This window comes from Sphingobacterium sp. UBA5996 (genome assembly GCF_002429765.1).
Classification (GTDB): domain Bacteria; phylum Bacteroidota; class Bacteroidia; order Sphingobacteriales; family Sphingobacteriaceae; genus Sphingobacterium.
Genome location: NZ_DJAS01000003.1, coordinates 223,532 through 244,215 on the forward strand (window position 1 = coordinate 223,532; position 20,684 = coordinate 244,215).

A 20,684-nucleotide genomic window follows, 5' to 3' on the forward strand; every position below is an offset into this window, starting at 1 on the left:
CCATGATTAAAGCTATAATTTACAAAATTTATCTAGCCTTATTGGCTTTATTTTTACTGACTTCTTGTTCCAAAAATTGGGAGAATCATTTTGGTGGAAAAGATGCCGATGCGCAAAGAAACTTGTATGAAATTGTTGCACACCATCCTGAGTTTTCAACTTTTATGAACCTACTCAACAAATCAGGTTACGGTGAATCGTTGAAAGCATCGAAAAATTACACCTTGATTGTGCCGACGAATGAAGCAATTGCAGCAATACAGGATCAATACAATTTTTCTGATACAGCGGTGATCAAGAGTTTTGTTGGCTACCATATTATCAATTCGGTTTATAATGTGCATTCAGGAGCCGATACTGTAAAGGCATTAAACTTCCGAAATAAATATGTGGAGTTTACACATGGTACATTTGACGGTGTCGAACCGCTCCAGAGCAATCTAGTGGCGAGCAATGGACTATACCATGTGGTAGGTCGTCCCTTAAAACCTCTTCAGAATATTTTTAATCTTGTACACACTTTTTTTGCAGACACCAAACAAATTGAGGCCTTGAATTCCTTTGATACAGTGTCTACCGAAGGTGATATCCTATATTATAGGTACAGTCCGGTCTGGTACACGGAGGTACGTCGCAATATGACGACTGAAAATAGAAAACATACCTATTTCGTAGTGGACGATGAAAATTTTGAGACCGAGTATGCCAAGCTAAGACCATTCTATGCGACAGCTTATGAGGAGGGGAATACACACCGCCCCGACAGTACCACGGCTTTCTTTGCCAAAAAGGCACTATTACGCGATTTTATTGTAGAGGGAGAGTTGGGGATGGATCAATTGACAAATAATCTTATTTCGATAGCTGGAACAAAATTTAGCCTTGATCCTGCCCATATCATCTCGAGGACAAAGGCCAGTAATGGGGTCGTTTATCGTGTGAAGCGACTCGAGTTTGCACTAGCGGATCAGATCAAAGAGATCAAAGTATTGGGGACTAGGCCGATCGGTTACAAGCAAGCTGATAAGCGCTCAAATACATTTTTCAGGGACAAACGTGATAATGAGGGAAACCTTTACAATGATATTGAGGTGTATGATCATAAAGTAACTTCCTTTTATGTAAAGTATCGCGCTACAGGTATGAATGTAGCTAAATATAAAGTATACGGACGAGCAATTATGGGATTGGCTGGTGATCCGCAAACAGCAGCGTTTATCCAATATGTCTACTTTTTTGATCCAAAACTTATCTCGGTTAATGAGGCCGATGTATACAAACGCTCAGTCGTCAATAACTTGGGAGCAAACGATACGCGAATGACATTTGATGTACAGCCGCTTAATCACGGAGAAGTTTATTTAGGTGTGGTGACGCAAGACCAATATGGGAATCTGCCTTTGCTTGTGATGAGCAATGGTACTGGCCCTATTATTTTAGAATATCTCCGATTCGTCCCGATTATTCAATAACAAAGCAAAACGAAATGAGTTCGATCAAAATATATTATAAATTGGGTATTATCTTGTTTATTTCCACGTTGGGAGCGCACAGCACTTGGGCGCAACAAGATACTGCCGCCCGCAATATACAACCACAAGGTCAGGGTACCGCTGCTTATTCTGTTAAAGGTACGGTTTATGACAGCCAAACCAATAAACCTATTGCAGGTGCCCGTATCACTTATGGTATTAGCGTAGCGAAATTGACAGATAGTAAAGGGAATTTCCGTTTGGAACTACCGGTTTCCAATGCAATCGTTGAAGTCTCGTTGGATGGATATATCGCCAAACAGGTACCAGTGCTGCTAGATGGAACCATGAAGGTGGTATTATACCCTGAGGGGTACCGTTCTTTCTATAAAAAAACAGAGACAGTATTTGGTGATAATGGAGTTTTAAACAATACTGGCGCAGTCGATAAATTAGAATTTAATGCCTGGGAACAGAATTCTGAGACGGTCAATAGCTACCTGCAGGGTAAGCTGGCCGGAGTGCAAGTAACGCGACATTCAGGAACACCATCAATTGGTGGAAATCTCCATATTAGAGGGCTGCAATCATTATATTCCAATAATCAGCCCTTGTATATTGTTGATGGTATTGTATATCATGCGGAACATTTGAGTCCTTCTATAACCACAGGACATCTCAATAATGCCTTGCAGCATATTGACGTGCGTGATATTCAAGATGTCACGGTGTTGAAGGACGCAGTCTCCGCTAATATTTATGGCGCCAGATCCTCCAATGGAGTCGTGGTCATTAACACCAACCATTCAAAAGAGTTGGCCACACAGATTGATTTGCAGGCAACAACAAGCTATAATTTCCGTCCGAAAACTATTCCTGTCATGAAATCTTATGCCTATCGAAGTTATTTGAATGACTTGTTGGCAACGAGTACGTACAGTGGTGAGGAAATTGCCAATATGCCTTTCAATAATGATAACCCAAAATTCGATGAATATGCAAAGTATCATAACGAAACGGATTGGCAAAAAGAAGTGCTTAATAATACGGTCGACCAAAATTATTTTCTTCGCGTGACAGGCGGAGATAACATTGCACGCTATGCCTTGTCAGTAGGTTACAATAATGAACAAGGTGTTTTAGACAATACAAAGCAAAGTCGCTACACGGCACGTTTTAATGGCGACATGAACTTGACCAGGAAATTTACTGCTCAGACGAATATCTCCATAGGTTATGGGCAGCAAAACTTGAAGGATCAGGGGTTATCACCGAAGACCAACCCGCTGTTTCTTTCATTGATTAAGTCTCCATTTCTAAATAAGCATGATATTGCTCCAGATGGTAGCATCTCACCGAATTATGCCGAAGCTGATTATTTCGGCTATTCTAATCCGATGCAACTTACACAAAATGGGATTAACAATAAAAAGGCATATCGATTTTTGGGCTCTTTGGTGTTCAACTATGCGTTCAATTCAAATTTTAAGTTAAGTAATTTGTCTACTGTAACCTATGACAAAGCGCAAGAGGATTTCTTTATTCCTAAAAAAGGAGTCGCGAAGGATACGATAAATAATATGGAAGTTTACAGTCGCCTGGGCGCGCAGGTGGCTCGTTACTATTCAATTTCAAATGATTTGCGTCTACAATACAATCAGGATTGGGGAACTCAAGGCCGTTTGGAAGCTAGTGGTGGATTCCGGTACCATAAGCATGATTCGGAACAAGATTATGCATTAGGCTATAATTCGGCCACCGATCAGCTGGTCAGTATTGGTAATTCGACACCGGCATCCCGGGTCTATGGCGGACATATTGGTAAATGGGCAAATATGACGGCCTATGCTTTAGGTAATTTTAGCTGGAAAAATACCTATATCTTAAATGCATCCATATCAATGGATGGATCTTCCCGCTTTGGAGATAAAGCAAAAGGAGGCTTGAAGCTTGCAGATAAGGTGTATGCAGTGTTTCCGGCCGTTGGAGCTGCCTGGTTATTGTCCAATGAGGATTTTTTGAAAGAAAATAGTACGGTGTCATTATGGAAACTTCGGGCGAGTTATGGAATTACAGGCAACGATGATATTGGCAATTATGACGCGCGGCAGAATTACATTTCCCAGAACTTCTTAGGTGTCCAGGGGCTTGTGCGCGATGGTGTAGCCAATCCTTATCTAAAATGGGAGAAAGTTGAAAAAATAAATGTTGGGACAGATCTTTCGTTGTTGAATGAACGCATCAATTTAGGCGTAGATATCTACCAAAACAAGACAAGTGATATGCTAGCCTATAATTCGGGGAATACTGTGTCTGGAATTAGTTACTACCTCTATAATAATGGCGCAATGCGTACACGCGGTATTGATTTTACGTTATTTGGACGTATGCTGACGGGTCCGGTCAAATGGGATGCATCATTGACACTAAGTCACTATAAAAGCACGATCACAGATCTTCCCGAAACATCTTATACACAATATGCCGGTGGAACTTTTGTGAGCGAGAAAGGCGGCGCACCAAATGCCTTTTATGGGTACCAGTTCAACGGTGTTTACCGTACCAGTGCTGAAGCTGCCGCTTCCGGACTGGCGATTTTAGATGCAACAGGCAATAAAATACCTTTCCAGGCAGGAGATGCTCGATTTACCGACCGTAACGGTGATAAGATCATTGATGATCGTGATAGAATGATCTTAGGTGATCCTAATCCAGATCTGGTGGGCGGATTGAATAACAGCCTGACCTATAAAAACTGGAAATTCGGTGCATTGGTGACGTTCAGCTTAGGCAATGATATTTATAACTATACACGGGCGCAACTAGAGTCGGGAAGTACATTTTACAATCAGACAGGACTATTACAAAATAGATGGCGGGCGGAGGGCCAGGAAACCGATGTACCTCGCGTTGCGCTCAACGATCCAATGGGAAATAGTCGATTTTCAAACCGATGGATAGAAGACGGCTCATATGTTCGGCTTCGTCAGCTTTCCGTTGAGTACGGTATTCCAGTCAATAAACGTATCATCAAATACGTCCGTCTATATGGTACTGCCAATAACTTGTTGACTTTAAGTAAATATTTGGGTTATGATCCTGAATTCGCGCAGTCTGCTGATGTTTTTCATCAAGGGGTTGATGTGACGCTGGAACCCATCGTTCGCTCTGTGCAGCTGGGATTGCGGATCGGTCTATAAAAATTTAATATACTATGTTTATCACATACAGAAAATATTCGAAATATTCGCTTTGGGCCATATTGGCCTGTAGCCTTTCTTTTACATCTTGTAAGAAAGCATTGGATTTCTCTCCCGAAGATAAATTGGACAGTTCAAAAATGTACAATACGCTTGCCGATGCTGATGCGGTGGTGCTCGGGATTTATGGACAAGTAGCTGGGCTAGGTGAACGTTATATTGTCCTGAACGAATTAAGGGCCGATCTCATAGATGTAACACAAAATGCAAATCCCTATTTGCAGCAAGTTTCCAATCATGAAGTAGCGGAAGATAATCCTTATGCCGATCCATCTGCTTTTTATAAAATTATCTTCAATTGCAATGATGCCTTGAAGAACTTCAAGGTGATGGAGCGGCAGGGTAAGCTGAGCAATACCGAATTTAATCAGCGTTATTCTGACCTCGCGATGCTGCGTGCATGGTTGTATTTACAATTAGGGATCCACTTTGGAGATGTTCCCTATATCAAAAATACAATAGAAAGTGTTGACGAGATTAAAAGTTTGGAGAACTATCCGAAAACAACTTTTGATCATTTGGTCGATTCTCTGATCAATGATACAAAAGATTTGCCATATCAAGACCCTTATGCCTATCCGACAGGCAGCACATTGGTTTTTACGACAGATGGCGCGAGCACACAGAAGGTGTTCATCAGTAAGGCTCATGTCCTCGGCGAACTCTATCTTTGGAAAGGAAACTATTATGAAGCCGCAAGGAGTTACAAGAGATTACTCTCTGCTGAAGACAATAACAGCAATATTGATTACCTATTCAACTTCAACCGTATTGGCTGGAGCTACTTTAATGTGAGTTTTGCAAGAGCCCAGGAGGGTTCATCTTTGGTCAATTCCCTAACAGCCGGGTGGCGAAGTATGTTTGCGCTATCGAACACGGTACGGGAATGGAATTCCGAATGGAACTGGTCTATTCCATACCATAACTCTTTTGCTCCTGGAAATCCTTTTATAGAGCTATTTGCTAAGTCAGGAAAATATGCGCTTAAGCCCTCCCAAAAGGTGATTGATTTATGGAATTCACAGACCAATAATGCGGGTATTCCCTGGGATCCCCGGAGTAAGCTATCTTATGAAGTTGCTGCAAATGGTGATCCTGTGATTACAAAATTTACGGACAATTCAGGAGATGTATTGGGCTTGCTGAATAAGGGCGGTCGTTGGAATATCAATCGAGCCGCAGGGGCGCATCTTCGCTTTGCAGAAGCTGCTAATCGTGATGGTCAGGGCCGTTTGGCCTATGCATTGGCAAACTGGGGGCTAATCAGTACCTTCTATTATGGCGCTTTTACGAAAGACGGTTTTATTATACCTGGCAATTTTTTTGAATTGGAGTCGGAGATAACCCATGAAGGATTTGGGACGAATAGGACCACTTTTGCCGAATCCTCGCCCTATTATTTTGATGCACGCGACAATGCGAGTATCGTACGTGGGGTGTGGTATCGGAATTCGGGAATCCGTGGACGGGCTACCATGCCGCGTTGGCAATTCGCAGGCATTGAATATGGGCCAGGTACAGTAAGTGGTTACGGAAGCGTGATGACCGCTTTTAATGTGCCGCAAGCTGATCTGGAAGATAAGATTATCGAAGAATCTGCTCTTGAGTTAGCCTTCGAAGGCGAACGTTGGTCCGATCTGATGCGTATAGCAAAACGCCGTCATGATCCAGCTTTCCTAGCCGATAAAGTCTATGAGAAATTGCTGAAAGCAAATAACCCGAAAGCTGGAGCAGTACGCAGCAAGCTGATGGATATGAACAATTGGTATTTGCCATTTAAATTGCGGTAAGGCCGGCATAGATTTGGATTATTGATTTAAACGTTAAGGGTCTGCTTTGTGCAGGCCTTTTTCTTTATTTTTTGCGGATTGCGAGAAGCCGATATCATCGTAACATGTCAATGACAGATCGATCATTTGACCATTCGATTTGTGTTTTATAAATGTAATATTTACATTTATAATTATTTCTGATTAATTATAACCAATGGAACGAGCTATTTTCACATTAAGAGCCTGCTCTTTTTTTCTTGCAAAAGCAATTTGCTTTTTTTGTCTGTTTTGGATTTTCAGTACGCCCGCATACGCCTATAGCAGCACGATTTCTGAACCGGATTCAGCCTATCTCTTTGCTTATGCAAAAGATAAGAATGCTGGTAGAGAAGGGTTATTATATGCCTGGAGTTTGGACGGTAAACAATGGGACGCTATTGGAACAGAACTCGCATTTGTGAAATCAGATTATGGGCGTTGGGGATCAGAAAAGCGGATGATAAATCCGGTGTTGTTTCCTCGAAATGGCGGGGGGTGGTCCTGTGCGTGGCAATTAAGTCCTGAAAATAATGGGCCATATGCCTATACTTTTACAACTGATTTTTTTAATTGGGGCAGGCAAGACTATTATGTCGAATTAAATGATTTGGATAAATCAATGGTTTCGCTTGTAAAAAACAGTTTGTTGGACCGTGAGATTATTTCCATTAATGGCGAAAGTTTACGTGGAACGAAGCTGAAAGTTACATGGTCTGTAATTAAAGAATTGATTAAACATTATGATCTTGCTCTGCTTAAGCAAAAGCAATGGTCCGAACGAAGTGTTGACGATGATGTACGCTTTGCAGGCTTAAAACCCTTGGATGTTAAGTTAACCCCAAAGATCGGACAAAGCAAGTCCATCAGCGATATGTTGGTAGGTGTATTTTTTGAAGATATTAATTATGCAGCAGACGGAGGTCTCTATGCGGAATTGATTCAAAATAGAGATTTTGAATATAAATTGAGCGATAAACAAGGGCATGACAAAAATTGGAACGAGAAAACAGCTTGGAGTATGGATGGATCGGGACAATTTCATATCGACAGTATCAATCCCATTCATCCCAATAATAAGCATTATGCGAGGTTACAAGGCGCGGGTATACTAAAAAATATAGGCTACGATGGGATTGCTCTGCATAAAAACGAACGCTATGATCTTTCATTTTTTGGACGGGGCACTGCGGGTAAAGGGCGTCAACTAAAAATCCGGATAAGTACACAAGATGGAAAGATCCTTGATGAAAAATCCCTTGTTGTTGACAGCAAAAACTGGAAAAAATATCAATTGGTATTGACAGCCAATGCGACCTGTAAGGATGCCATATTGGAATTTGTATTTACAGATCGACAACAATTGGATTTGGACCTGATTTCCTTATTCCCTCAAAACACCTTCAAAGGACGTAAAAATGGATTACGTAAAGATTTAGCCGAGGCTATTGCAGCTTTGAATCCACGTTTTGTTCGTTTTCCGGGAGGCTGTTTAGCACATGGCGATGGTATCGAAAATATCTACCATTGGTCCAATACTGTAGGACCTTTAGAAAGCCGTGTGCCACAACGCAATATGTGGGGATATCACCAAACTGTTGGTTTAGGATATTATGAGTATTTTCAATTTTGTGAAGATATAGGTGCCTATGCTGTACCGGTAGTGGCGGCTGGGGTACCCTGTCAAAATTCGGGCGCTCACGGTCATCCATTGGGCGGGCAACAATGTGGTATTCCAATGGAAGATATGGATGACTATATCCAGGAAGTGCTCAATCTGATCGAATGGGCCAATGGGGATAAAAATAGCACCTGGGGAAAGGTACGTGCAGCAGCTGGACATCCAGAACCATTTCATCTCAAATATATTGGCGTGGGTAACGAAGATTTAATATCGAATGTTTTTGAGGAGCGTTTTACGATGATTTACAATGCTATCCGTGAAAAATATCCCGATATACAGGTTATTGGAACGGCGGGGCCATTTTTTGAGGGAACCGACTATGTTGAGGGTTGGAAAATCGCCGATAAATTAAGCGTACCTATTATGGACGAACACTATTACCAGACACCCGGATGGTTTATTCATAATCAAGATTTCTACGATAAATACGATCGGAATAAAGCGCAGGTTTATTTGGGCGAATATGCCGCTCATATCGAAGGACGTGCAAGTACCTTGGAAGTGGCATTAGCCGAAGCCGCATATCTCACTGCATTGGAAAGAAATGGTGATATCGTTAAGATGGCTTCCTATGCACCGCTGTTAGCCAAAGATGGCTATACCCAATGGCGCCCCGATCTTATTTATTTCAACAATACCGATGTGAATTTAACGCCATCCTATTATGTACAGCAATTATTCGGTCGTAATAATGGAACGGAATATGTTCCTGTGGAAGCCAGCTATTCTAATGCTGCCGTTGAGGTACAGAAGCGCGTGGCATTTTCTATTGTTAACGATCCTAAAGATCAATCAATCATTATAAAAATGGTCAATGTTTTGCCTGTTGCCGTCAACATGGAATTGGAACTAGCTAAATTCAACCTAAAAACTGAGCCTGCTGTTGTTGCGCAGCTCACAGGAGAGTTGAAGAGTACAACAGCGAAGCCCGAACAAAAGACCGTGCCAGTGGAAAAGCTTAAAAACCAGCAATTGCCACCTTATTCGTTAACCATCATTCGAATTCCATCGCGTGCAAAATAGCCCAATTCAACTCCTATGAAACCTCTAGTTGTGCAGAAAAGTATATGTTAGTTTTTATTCATCTCTATTTGACAAAAATGAAAAAACAATTTCTAGTTACCCTATTCGTTCTTTTAACTTACCTGGTTAAGGCGCAATCTCCCGTATACCTTTTTTCGTATTTTGTAGATAATGGCGCTGATGGATTACATCTAGCTTATAGTTTGGATGGTTTGAAATGGGAACCATTGAATCAGGGAAAACCCTTCTTAACACCAACAGTAGGAAAAGATAGACTGATGCGCGACCCCAGTATTTGTCAGGGTCCCGATGGGACCTTTCATCTGGTATGGACAACAGGTTGGTGGGACAAAATTATCGGATATTCCTCTTCCATAGACTTGATGCATTGGACCCAACAAAAAGCAATACCAGTCATGGTAGATGAACCAGATGCAAAAAATGCATGGGCTCCCGAACTTTTTTACGACAATGCGACGAAAGAATATTATATCATTTGGGCCACGACAATTCCTGGTCGCCACAAAGAGGTACCGACTAGTGCTAGTGAAAAAGGATTAAACCACCGGATGTATAGCGTGACGACGAAAGATTTTAAAACTTTTTCAAAAACTAAGTTATTTTTTGATCCCGAATTTAGTGTGATCGACGCGGCCATTATACAACAAGCCAATAAGGAATATATGATGGTGCTGAAAAACGAAAACTCTAATCCACCGGAAAAAAATATTCGAATCACGGCAACAAAGAATTTAGCCAAAGGATTTCCCACTACTGTCTCTAAACCAATCACAGGCGATTATTGGGCGGAGGGCCCTGCGCCGCTGCAAGTAGGGGAGTATATATATGTATATTTCGATAAATACCGCGATCATAAATATGGTGCTGTTCGTAGTAAAGATGGTATCAACTGGGAAGATGTCTCTGATCTGGTGAGCTTCCCTAAAGGCGTTCGTCATGGAACAGCTTTTACGGTAAATCCAACCGTTTTATCCAATCTATTATCATTGAAAAGATAGTTGAGAATAACAGTTGTCATCTTAATTATAGCGATTGTAATAAAAAAGGTTTTCAAACGGGGAGAATGAAAACCTTTAAAATAACCAATTAATCCTAAATTTATGATAAAAAATATGATGCTTTGCTATAGGCTTTCCTTTGATTTAAACCATCTCATCTAAATCATAACATACGTACAGGCCAATTAAATTGAAAAGCTACCGATTCAATACAGCAAGTTTACGTAAACCAAATGAACTTGTCATCCTGTGCTGTACTGTTCCAAAAGTATGGGGTTAGATCTGAAACCATTCAGGTAAGTTCAGGACACTGGTGCGTCCTGAATTTTTTATTTTAGGAGTTTGCTAACCCAAATGAATAGACCGATGCTTAAAATTCGAATTACGCTCTTTGCTTTAATATACGTTATGATGGCACATATCGCCTCAGCGCAGATTGGGAAAGAAATACAGTATCTTTCGGGAACTGACAACGTTCATACCGTTAATTGGGATTTTTGGGTGACGGGGGGGCGTAAAGCCGGGAAATGGGATAAGATCGCTGTGCCTAGCCATTGGGAACAACAAGGTTTCGGGGCATACAACTATGGACGGGATTATGTGACTTATGGCAAGAATTTTACCTTCCATGATGAGAAAGGTCTTTATCGGCATCAATTTACTGTCCCAAAGAATTGGAAAGGGAAAAAAATAAACCTTGTTTTTGAAGGTTCAATGACCGATACTGAAGTCAAGATCAACGGGAAGCTAGCCGGAGATATCCATCAGGGTGCTTTTTATCAGTTTAAATACGATGTTACCGACAAGATCACCTTTGGCAAGGCCAATATATTGGAGGCTACTGTGTCAAAAATGTCTTCCGATAAATCTGTTAACAATGCGGAGCGCCTTGCGGATTATTGGATTTTAGGCGGTATTTATAGGCCCGTATACCTTGAAGCGACAGCACAGGAACACATCAGCTGGACGGCTATCGATGCAAAGGCAGACGGAGCTTTTCGAAGCAATGTGCACTTAGAGGGGCTCTCTAAGGCTAATAAACTATCGGTAGAGATCAAAGATCTGAAGGGTAATGTGATCGCGATTCAACAGTTTCCAATTACTGCGAAAGACTCAGTGAAATTGGTCGAAATGAAAGTTGAAAACCCTTTATTATGGACCGCCGAGACACCAAACCTATATCAGGTCACGTACACCCTATGGAACGGGAAGAATAAAGAATATCAATATCAAGATCGCTTTGGTTTCAGAACAATTGAAGTTCGTGAGGGAGACGGCATTTATGTCAATGGTGTAAAAGTAAAGATGAAAGGTGTTAATCGTCATGTATGGTGGCCCGAAACCGGACGGTCGGTAAACGCGCAATTGGATCTGAACGATGTTAAATTGATCAAAGAAATGAATATGAATGCGGTCCGCTGTTCGCATTATCCGCCAGATAGATCTTTTTTGGCATATTGCGATTCATTGGGCTTATATGTTTTGGATGAATTGGCTGGCTGGCAAAAAGCATACAGTACCGTTGTGGGTAAAAAGTTGGTGCGAGAAATGGTTATTCGAGATGCTAACCATCCTTCCATTATACTTTGGAGCAACGGCAATGAAGGTGGACATAATAAAGAACTTGTAGACGAGTACAAGAAATATGATCTTTCGGCGAGAACAGTCATTCATGCACATCATAGACCGGGAAATGCAATCAATGGAATCGACTGTAACCATTATGAAGATTTTTATTCGACAAAAAAAATTCTGGAAGGACCAAATATTTATATGCCAACCGAATTTCTCCACGCACAGGATGATGGAGGTGCTGCGGCAGGATTGGCGGATATATGGGAGCTGCACTGGAATGCCAAATTAGGTGCCGGCGGATTTATCTGGGATTTTGCAGATGAAGGTATTGTGCGTACAGATTTCAATAATGCGATTGATGTCAACCGCGTAAATGCCCCTGATGGAATTCTTGGGCCACATCGCGAAAAGGAGGGCAGTTTCTATGCCATTCGGGAGATCTATGCACCTGTACATATTACGATGAAGAAATTACCTGTTGACTTCAACGGAACGATTTCGGTGGAAAATCGTTATCATTTTACTGATCTGAAAAACTGTCGATTTGAGGGTAAACTGATTACCTATCAACAACCCTATGCGGATGAATCAGGTGTGGATTCAGTACTACATCTACACGTCGACAGTCCTATATTGCCTCCAACACAAAAGGGAAACTTGCAATTGAATTTACCGAGCGACTGGAAACAATATGATGCGCTGATATTGACTGCGATTGATCCACACGGGGAGGAAATTTATACTTGGACCTGGCGTGTAAAATCCAATCAAATGCTTACTGCGGAAATTTTGCCGTTGAAATCTTCTACCGATGTTGAAGTGAAAGAAGACAGTGCGAATTATATGCTTAAGGCAAACGGAATAACAGCTATGATTTCCAAAAAAACAGGATTATTGGTTGATCTGGCCAATGATTATAGCATGAAATTGGCTTTCAATAATGGTCCGGTGCTTATCGATGGACAGTCGGAGCTGAAAAGTGCTAAACGTTGGAAAGACGGAAAAAATGAAGCTGTTGAGTTTATGTTTGATGGTAACCTAAGTTTTATCCGTTGGACGATGCGCCCAGACGGGTGGTTAAAACTTGATTATGCTTATCATATGGGCAAAGCAGTACCCTATGCTGGAGTGAGCTTTAATTTTCCTGAAAACTATATTATTGGGGCCAAATGGCTTGGTAATGGCCCTTATCGCGTATGGAAGAATAGGATGCAAGGTGTCACACTAAATACATGGGAAAAAATGTATAATGACGGAAAAGCAGGTATTGGGCCATGGACATTTCCTGAGTTTAAAGGCTACTTCTCGGATGTTAGTTGGATACAATTCAATACAGTGCAAGGGAAGTTTTTGGTTGCAACAGATCAGGAAGATTTATTTGTGCGATTATTCGAGTTCTACGGAATTTCCGGTCCCAAAGGTTATCCGCAGTTGCCGACGGGGGATATTTCCTTTTTGGATGCTATTCCTCCTATTGGAACAAAACTGGCGTTGGGAATCAATGGAAATGCTGGGGTGAATGGACCCGCAGGTGAGCTTAATCAAATGGATAAAAAGATTAATCGGACACTCTATTTTTACTTTGGTACCCCGAAGGGCGAAAAAGAAAATACACAATTTGTTATGCCTAAGGTTAATGTGTTGACAGATTAAAAGAATAATGCATAAAAAAGGGCTTTTCTATTTTTTAGAAAAGCCCTTTTTTATGGTGTACCCCTAATAGTATGTATTCTTTTCAATAATGCTTATTTAGATTTCTTGAACCCCAAAAGGTTGTACTTTATTCACTTTTATCGCTATTCGTGTAGGGAAAATCATTGAAGTATTTATTTTGAATAGCAGTTGATGTTGTTTTTTTAGATGTACATCTTCAATTGTACGGTCTGAATTGGAAGTTCGGGATTGCCATTGATCTTCTAATTTTACCAAGCAGGACAGTGCAAGGTGGTTTTGGATATGCTGTCTTAAGGATAAGTTATGACCAAATCCATACCAACTCCTAACTGCAAGCGGATTGTTAAAAAGGTAAAAGCATAGTGAATGCACCATAAAAGGTGGACTCAACGTGGACTCACTGTGGACTCACAGTGGTTACAGTTAGGAGTTGGTGTTAAGTTGGTATGGAGTTGGTGTTGGGAATTCTATAACAAATATATTACGAATAGCTTTGAATCCTTGTTATTGGGTTTATTATCAATGAAAATGAAGATGTGTTGACTGTGTAATTGAGCTTGTTCAGGATACTACAGGACGGCTCTTGTTAAAAATGTTGATACTTTTAAAACTAGCTACTTATTTAGGCATCCTTAAATACGCTGATCAATTTGACGGTATTGTCTGCACGTTTTAATTAAGCTGTAGACAAGCGGGAAAAGAAGACTTAATAAAACTTAATATTATGAAAAAATTCTTTCGATTTTTACATCTGCTTACATCAATTGCGATTTTGTCCAATGTACATGCGCAAGGAAAGTTTCCGGACGGAACGGTAATTTCAACATGGTTCGAGACTGTAAAATCGACTGAGATCGAAACGCTCGGAAAGAAATTTCTCATCACAGATTTTGGTGTTGCGTCAGATAGCACCATCGTGCAAACGGCCAAAATTCAACAGGCTATTGATAAGGCCTATACCAGCGGTGGAGGTGTAGTCATAGTGCCTAAAGGTGTCTACCTGAGTGGATCCTTATTTTTTAAACCGAATACACATTTACACCTCGAAGAAGGCGCTGTACTGAAAGGAAGTGATGATATTGCGGATTTTGTGCTAGCGGAAACTCGGATGGAAGGGCAAACAGTGAAGTATTTTTTGGCGCTTGTCAATGCAGACCAGGTGGATGGATTTACAATTTCGGGTAAAGGTACACTCGATGGAAACGGGTTACGCTACTGGCGATCCTTCTGGCTTAGGAGACAGTTTAATCCACAATGCACAAATATGGACGAGATGCGTCCACGTTTACTTTATGTGTCCAACAGCAAGGATGTACAGGTTTCAGGCATTCGCTTGATCAATTCACCTTTTTGGACCTCGCATTATTATAAATGTGAAAATCTCAAATTGATCGGTTTACATATTTCAGCACCAAAGGAACCTGTGAAAGCACCTAGTTCCGATGCGATCGATTTGGATGTCTGCCGTAATGTATTGATTAAAGATTGTTACTTATCCGTTAACGATGATGCCATTGCACTAAAAGGCGGTAAAGGGCCTAAGTCCGACAAAGATCCTAACAACGGCCCCAATTCAAATATTATTATTGAAAATTGTTTTTTTGGATTTTGTCATAGCGCACTCACTTGCGGCAGTGAATCTATTCATAGCTACAATGTGATTTTTAGGAACAATACCTTAGATAAAGCACGTAAGCTACTGCAATTAAAAATGCGTCCCGATACACCCCAGGAATATGAAAACATTCTGATCGAAAACATCAAGGGAAATGTCAATAGCATGTTGTTTATTAAACCTTGGACCCAATTTTTTGATTTGAAGGGCGAGAAAGATATTAAAATGTCGTATGCAAGAAATATTGTTTTGCGCAATATTGACCTAGATTGCGACATCGTATTTGATGTACTCAACTCGGAGCAATATGTACTGTCGGATTTTACATTTCAAAATCTGCATGTCCGCGCCGCCAAAGATCCCGTGATTCATAAGGAATATGTTAAAAACTTTGTCCTGAATCAGGTGACTGTTAACAATAAAAAGCAATAATATGCTTTACCAGCATGTTTTTGTGAATTAGGCCTACGATGATGAAGACAAAACTTATTCTTTTAATAGGAGCGCTGATCGGTTCTCTTGCTGTTTCAGGTCAACGCAAAATGGAGTTTTTGGATCGAGGAATGATCGGCCTAAAAACGACCGATAATTCTGTTTTCTTAAGCTGGCGTTTGCTTGGTACTGACGATTTTGATACAGCCTTCGCAATTTATAGAAAGGAAAGGAATGGTCAGCTGAAAAAACTGAACCCTTCACCTTTAGTGAAGGGAACTAACTTCGTGGACGATCATATCGATTTGAATCAAGATGTAACGTATATTCTCAATATAGTCGCTGGAGGAAAAGAGAAAGAAGTGGCTAAACTGACCTTACCAAAAGATCAAAAAGTACAGCAATACTTGGATATTCCTTTACGCACTCCTAAAGGCTATATGCCTGGGGATGTTTCCGTCGGCGATTTGGATGGTGATGGGACGTATGAACTTATTGTTCATCAGACTGGTGTTGGACACGACAATGCGCACAATGGCATAACTTCCGAACCTATATTGCAAGCATACAAACTGGACGGTACTTTTTTATGGGAAATTAATTTAGGTAAAAATATCCGTGAAGGGGCACATTACACCCAATTTATGGTTTATGACCTCGATAGTGATGGCCGTGCGGAGTTAGTCTGTAAAACGGCCGACGGTACTAAAGATGGACTGGGAAATGTTATTGGTGATGCACAGGCCGATTGGCGTGATACCGTATTAAATTCGCAGACAGTTGGTCGTATATTGAAAGGTCCTGAATACTTAACGGTATTTGATGGATTGACGGGAAAAGCCCTGAGTACGGTTGATTATCTGCCACAACGTGGAGAGCTAAGTTCATGGGGGGATACCAATGCCAATCGCAGTGATCGATTTTTAGCTTGTGTAGCCTATTTGGATGGCGTAAACCCGAGTGTTGTCATGACAAGAGGATATTACGAACGTACGGCCTTGGCAGCATGGGATTTTAAAGATAAAAAACTGATAAGCCGTTGGGTATTCGACAGCAAAGTTCGTAAAGATCCTTATTCTGGTCAGGGATATCACAATCTCACGGTTGCGGATGTAGACCAAGATGGCAAAGATGAAATTGTCTTTGGTTCGATGGTTATTGATGATCATGGAAAAGGTCTATATAGTACAGGGCTTGGGCATGGTGATGCTTTGCATGTCAGTGATTTGGATCCGGATAGACCCGGCCTAGAGATTTTTGGAATCCATGAACTGAAAGGTGGGCGGAAAGGGACTGGTGTGGCTTTATTGGATGCCAAAACCGGGGCAATTTTGTTTAAAAGTGCAATAGACCAAGATATTCCTCGCGGTGTTGCTGCAAATATAGATCCCGATCATAAAGGGGCGTATCTGTGGTGGCTGGGATCTAGAGATATGTACGATACCAAAGGTAATCGTGTAGGACCGGCTCCGAGATCGACCAATTTTCTGATTTGGTGGGATGCTGATTTGAGCCGTGAACTTTTAAACAGCAACTATATTGAAAAATATAAAAATGGAAAAACAGAACGAATCTTTACGGCGGTGGGAGCATCATCGATTAATGGAACTAAAAGTACGCCCAACCTGAGCGCGGATATCTTCGGTGATTGGCGGGAAGAATTGATCCTACGTTCAGATGATAATCAATATCTGCGTATCTATACAACAACGATCCCGACGGAAAAGCGTGTTTATACACTCATGCATGATCCACAATATCGCTTGAGTATAGCATGGCAGAATGTAGCCTATAATCAACCGCCACATACGGGGTATTACCTTGGTGTAAGTATGGATCGTCCGGTCAAACCGAATATTCAGTTGGTGAAGCCTGCCCGCACAAAATAGAAATTTAGACGCGTACGATTGGAATTGTTTGATTAAAAAAAATAGATAAGTTAGCAAATGAAGCATACAATAAAATGGATAGGGATGGCATTGGTAGCGGTTGTTTTAATATCCTTTGCAAAGCAGCAAAATAGACCCACGATTTATCTTATCGGTGATTCGACAGTTAAGAACAGCAATAAGGAATATTGGGGCTGGGGTACCTTGCTTCCTGAATTACTGGATACGACACGAGTCCGTGTGGACAATCATGCGATGGCGGGTCGGAGTACACGTACATTTGTTAAAGAGGGAAGATGGAGAAAAGTTGATTCTTTGTTCAAGCCTGGAGATTTTTTATTGATTCAGTTTGGTCATAACGAGGGAAGTAAACCTGATACCAGCAAACAAGGCTATCGAGGTGTGCTAAGGGGTATCGGTAAAGATTCTGTTGTTTTAGATTGGGGAAATGGGAAGAGGGAAACCGTGCACACTTATGGTGAAAACCTGCGTCTCTTTGTAATTGGAGCAAAGAAAAAGGGGGTAACACCGATTTTGTTATCCATGATTCCGCGCAACCAATGGGATGATCAAGGTAAAGTGAAGCGGGCCGACAAAGACTTTGGCTTGTGGGGTAAGCAGATTGCCGAAGAACAAGGCGTTCCTTTTCTGGATCTGAATAGTATTACCGCAGATAAATATGATCGCCTTGGACCAGAACTGGTAAAAACCAGTTTTTTTCCCGGTGACCATACACATACGAATAAAGACGGAGCGCGAGAAAATGCATGGTCTGTTATCGAAGGATTCCGTAGGATTAAAAGTCAGTTAGTACAATATATTAAATAGTAACGAAGATGAAATTGAAATTGTTGCCTTGGGCTGCGGTCCTTTTCGCTGTAATTAGCATGTCTTTTTTGGAAAAGCAGCACAAACCGAACTTGTTTATTATTGGTGACTCTACAGTAAAAAACGGACAGGGAAATGGCTCGAACGGACAGTGGGGCTGGGGAAGTTTTATAGGGGAGTATTTTAAATCCGATAAAATTAATGTCAAGAATCGTGCACTCGGGGGAACAAGCACAAGAACATTTTATAATAATCCAAAACTCTGGCAAAAAGTACTGGATAGCATTCAGCCTGGTGACTTTGTACTTATCCAGTTTGGGCATAATGATTCAAGTCCCATTGTGGACACGTTACGCGCTCGAGGAACGATAAAGGGAAATGGTGATGATTACCAAGAAGTGTATAATCCATTGCTGAAACAGCATGAAGTAGTCTATAGCTATGGTTTTTACTTGCGTAGGTTTGTAAAGAATATTCAGGATAAGGGAGCGATAGCAATTATCTGTTCACCCATTCCACGCAATGCTTGGGATGGAAATCAGGTTCGTAAATCGGATTATGCAATATGGGCTGAGGAAGCTGCCCAGCAGAGTGGTGCTTTCTTTATACCATTGCAGGATCTCGTGATTGCCCAGTATGAAACATTGGGAAAAAAGAAAGTAGAAACGGAATTTTTTGATCCTAAAGATGCGACCCATACAATAAAAGCCGGTGCTTTGCTGAATGCTAAACTCGTTGCTGAGCAATTGAAAAAACAAACCAAAATCGGATTAAAGAAATTTATGTAGTATGAAGAAATCTACCTTTCCTGTGGCGATCTTTTTTCTGTTGACACTACTTAAAGTGCATGCACAGCAACGGCCCAATATTGTGTTGATTCTGGCCGATGATATGGGCTATTCCGATTTGGGTTGCTTTGGTTCTGAAATTCAGACTCCAAATCTGGATAAAATGGCAAAGGAAGGGATTAAGATGACTAATTTTTATAATGCTTCGCGTTGTTGTCCATCGCGTGCTTCCCTATTGACCGGATTATATCCGCATCAGGCGGGAGTCGGCGATATGATGAACAAGCGTCCTTTTCCAGCCTATCAGGGTTATTTGAACAGAAATTCGGTCACATTGGCCGAACTATTGAAAAGCGCAGGTTATGGAACCTATATGGCTGGGAAGTGGCATGTTGGACAGGAAAAGGAAAATTGGCCCCGGCAGCGTGGATTTCAGCGCTACTATGGGCTAATTGATGGAGCAAACAGCTACTTTGAAAACCGGCCTTATCGCCCCAATCAAACATTAACGATAGCCTTGGACAATGAGGCGATCGTTCCGCCAAAAGATTACTATAGCTCGGATGCCTATACAGATTATGCAATGACTTTCATTGGTGAGCATTTAGAAACTAAAAAAGAGAATCCTTTTTTTCTATACCTCGCTTTTCAGGCTCCCCACTGGCCTATACATGCCAAACCTCAGGATATTGCAAAGTATCGGGGTAAATATATGGAAGGATGGGAGGCTATTCGTGAAAAGCGTTTTCAAAAACAGCAGCAGTTAGGGATATTGCCGCCTACGACCAAATTGTCACCAATTGATACAACATTGCGAAATTGGAATGATTGCAGTTGGGAAGAAAAAGTCAAATGGGACGAAAAGATGGCTGTCTACGCGGCGATGGTAGACGAATTGGATCAGAATGTTGGCAGACTGGTTGATTTCCTCCGATCGAAGGGGCAATTGGACAACACTGTTTTTATCTTTCTCTCTGATAACGGCGCGAGTAATGAAACGATAAGCAATGCTGGATTTACGGCAGAAATTAGAGCGGCTAACGAATTTCCTGCCAGTCACCCACGCTCTTTTACAGCTTATGGAGTTGAAGGTGCTGCAGTGAGCAATACGCCTTTCAAAAAGTTCAAGCATTGGGAGTTTGAGGGTGGGAATGCCACCGGATTTATCGCTTATGGACCGAAATTCCTACCAAGAGGGAAACAGTTTGATAGGCCAGCTCATTTGATCGATATCATGCCAACCTTAGCACAATGGTCAGGAGCAAGCTATCCTAAAACCTATGCAGGTAATACGATTCAACCGATGGAAGGATTGTCCTTGCTTCCACTATGGACAGCACAAAATGGGGATGTTAATAGGGAAATTTGTTTTGAGCATGAGGGCAACAAAGCTGTGCGCAAAGGAAAATGGAAACTTGTGTCTTCCTATCCTGAACACAGCTGGTATCTGTATGATTTAGAAAACGATCGGAGCGAAACGGTAGACTTGTCCACCACTTTTCCGAAAATATATCATGAAATGATTCAGGTCTATGATAATTGGGCGAAAAGAGTCGGAGTGATACCATACGAACAACTTGTACAAAAAAAGGGAAATTCTCCTGATAAATAAATTAT

General features: G+C 41.3%; 11 protein-coding genes. All 11 read left to right on the forward strand.

Going from position 1 to position 20,684, the window contains the following annotated elements:
- Nucleotides 1-2 precede the first annotated feature (2 nt).
- The 11 genes from B3E00_RS02110 to B3E00_RS02160 all read left to right on the forward strand — a co-directional run bounded on the left by B3E00_RS02110 (nucleotide 3) and on the right by B3E00_RS02160 (nucleotide 20,679).
- A complete protein-coding gene (locus B3E00_RS02110; RefSeq protein ID WP_293936581.1) occupies nucleotides 3-1,472 on the forward strand; it encodes a fasciclin domain-containing protein in 1,470 nt (489 codons plus the stop codon).
- A 14-nt stretch (nucleotides 1,473-1,486) separates the two neighbouring features.
- Nucleotides 1,487-4,672 carry a SusC/RagA family TonB-linked outer membrane protein gene (locus B3E00_RS02115; protein ID WP_293936584.1) on the forward strand — a complete coding sequence of 1,062 codons (3,186 nt, stop codon included), beginning with the start codon at nucleotides 1,487-1,489 and terminating at the stop codon, nucleotides 4,670-4,672.
- Nucleotides 4,673-4,686: 14 nt separating this feature from the next.
- Nucleotides 4,687-6,522, forward strand: a complete 1,836-nt coding sequence (locus B3E00_RS02120; protein ID WP_293936587.1) for a RagB/SusD family nutrient uptake outer membrane protein — start codon at nucleotides 4,687-4,689, stop codon at nucleotides 6,520-6,522.
- A 196-nt stretch (nucleotides 6,523-6,718) separates the two neighbouring features.
- Nucleotides 6,719-9,247, forward strand: coding sequence for an alpha-L-arabinofuranosidase C-terminal domain-containing protein (locus tag B3E00_RS02125; RefSeq protein ID WP_293936589.1), 2,529 nt, complete (start codon nucleotides 6,719-6,721; stop codon nucleotides 9,245-9,247).
- 77 nt (nucleotides 9,248-9,324) lie between these two features.
- Nucleotides 9,325-10,266: a glycoside hydrolase family 43 protein gene (locus B3E00_RS02130; RefSeq protein WP_293936591.1), complete on the forward strand. Its 942-nt coding sequence runs from the start codon at nucleotides 9,325-9,327 to the stop codon at nucleotides 10,264-10,266.
- Nucleotides 10,267-10,674: 408 nt separating this feature from the next.
- Entirely contained in the window at nucleotides 10,675-13,494 is a 2,820-nt protein-coding gene (locus B3E00_RS02135; RefSeq protein ID WP_293936593.1) for a glycoside hydrolase family 2 protein, read from the forward strand.
- A gap of 745 nt (nucleotides 13,495-14,239) precedes the next feature.
- A complete protein-coding gene (locus tag B3E00_RS02140) occupies nucleotides 14,240-15,562 on the forward strand; it encodes a rhamnogalacturonidase (protein ID WP_293882880.1) in 1,323 nt (440 codons plus the stop codon).
- A 38-nt stretch (nucleotides 15,563-15,600) separates the two neighbouring features.
- Nucleotides 15,601-17,451: a rhamnogalacturonan lyase gene (locus tag B3E00_RS02145; protein ID WP_209578233.1), complete on the forward strand. Its 1,851-nt coding sequence runs from the start codon at nucleotides 15,601-15,603 to the stop codon at nucleotides 17,449-17,451.
- Nucleotides 17,452-17,508: 57 nt separating this feature from the next.
- The gene (locus B3E00_RS02150; protein WP_209578234.1) at nucleotides 17,509-18,279 is read left to right on the forward strand and encodes a rhamnogalacturonan acetylesterase; all 771 of its coding nucleotides are present in this window, start codon (nucleotides 17,509-17,511) and stop codon (nucleotides 18,277-18,279) included.
- Nucleotides 18,280-18,287: 8 nt separating this feature from the next.
- Nucleotides 18,288-19,067 (forward strand): rhamnogalacturonan acetylesterase, encoded by a 780-nt coding sequence (locus tag B3E00_RS02155; protein WP_293882872.1) that lies wholly within the window; start codon nucleotides 18,288-18,290, stop codon nucleotides 19,065-19,067.
- A 1-nt stretch (nucleotide 19,068) separates the two neighbouring features.
- Nucleotides 19,069-20,679: an arylsulfatase gene (locus tag B3E00_RS02160; protein ID WP_293936596.1), complete on the forward strand. Its 1,611-nt coding sequence runs from the start codon at nucleotides 19,069-19,071 to the stop codon at nucleotides 20,677-20,679.
- Nucleotides 20,680-20,684: the final 5 nt, after the last annotated feature.

Coding starts and splice junctions, on each gene's coding strand:
- B3E00_RS02145 (WP_209578233.1), top strand. CDS start 15,601: ATGATGAAGACAAAACTTATTCTTTTAATAGGAGCGCTGATCGGTTCT.
- B3E00_RS02155 (WP_293882872.1), top strand. CDS start 18,288: ATGAAATTGAAATTGTTGCCTTGGGCTGCGGTCCTTTTCGCTGTAATT.
- B3E00_RS02120 (WP_293936587.1), top strand. CDS start 4,687: ATGTTTATCACATACAGAAAATATTCGAAATATTCGCTTTGGGCCATA.
- B3E00_RS02140 (WP_293882880.1), top strand. CDS start 14,240: ATGAAAAAATTCTTTCGATTTTTACATCTGCTTACATCAATTGCGATT.
- B3E00_RS02130 (WP_293936591.1), top strand. CDS start 9,325: ATGAAAAAACAATTTCTAGTTACCCTATTCGTTCTTTTAACTTACCTG.
- B3E00_RS02150 (WP_209578234.1), top strand. CDS start 17,509: ATGAAGCATACAATAAAATGGATAGGGATGGCATTGGTAGCGGTTGTT.
- B3E00_RS02135 (WP_293936593.1), top strand. CDS start 10,675: ATGATGGCACATATCGCCTCAGCGCAGATTGGGAAAGAAATACAGTAT.
- B3E00_RS02110 (WP_293936581.1), top strand. CDS start 3: ATGATTAAAGCTATAATTTACAAAATTTATCTAGCCTTATTGGCTTTA.
- B3E00_RS02160 (WP_293936596.1), top strand. CDS start 19,069: ATGAAGAAATCTACCTTTCCTGTGGCGATCTTTTTTCTGTTGACACTA.
- B3E00_RS02115 (WP_293936584.1), top strand. CDS start 1,487: ATGAGTTCGATCAAAATATATTATAAATTGGGTATTATCTTGTTTATT.
- B3E00_RS02125 (WP_293936589.1), top strand. CDS start 6,719: ATGGAACGAGCTATTTTCACATTAAGAGCCTGCTCTTTTTTTCTTGCA.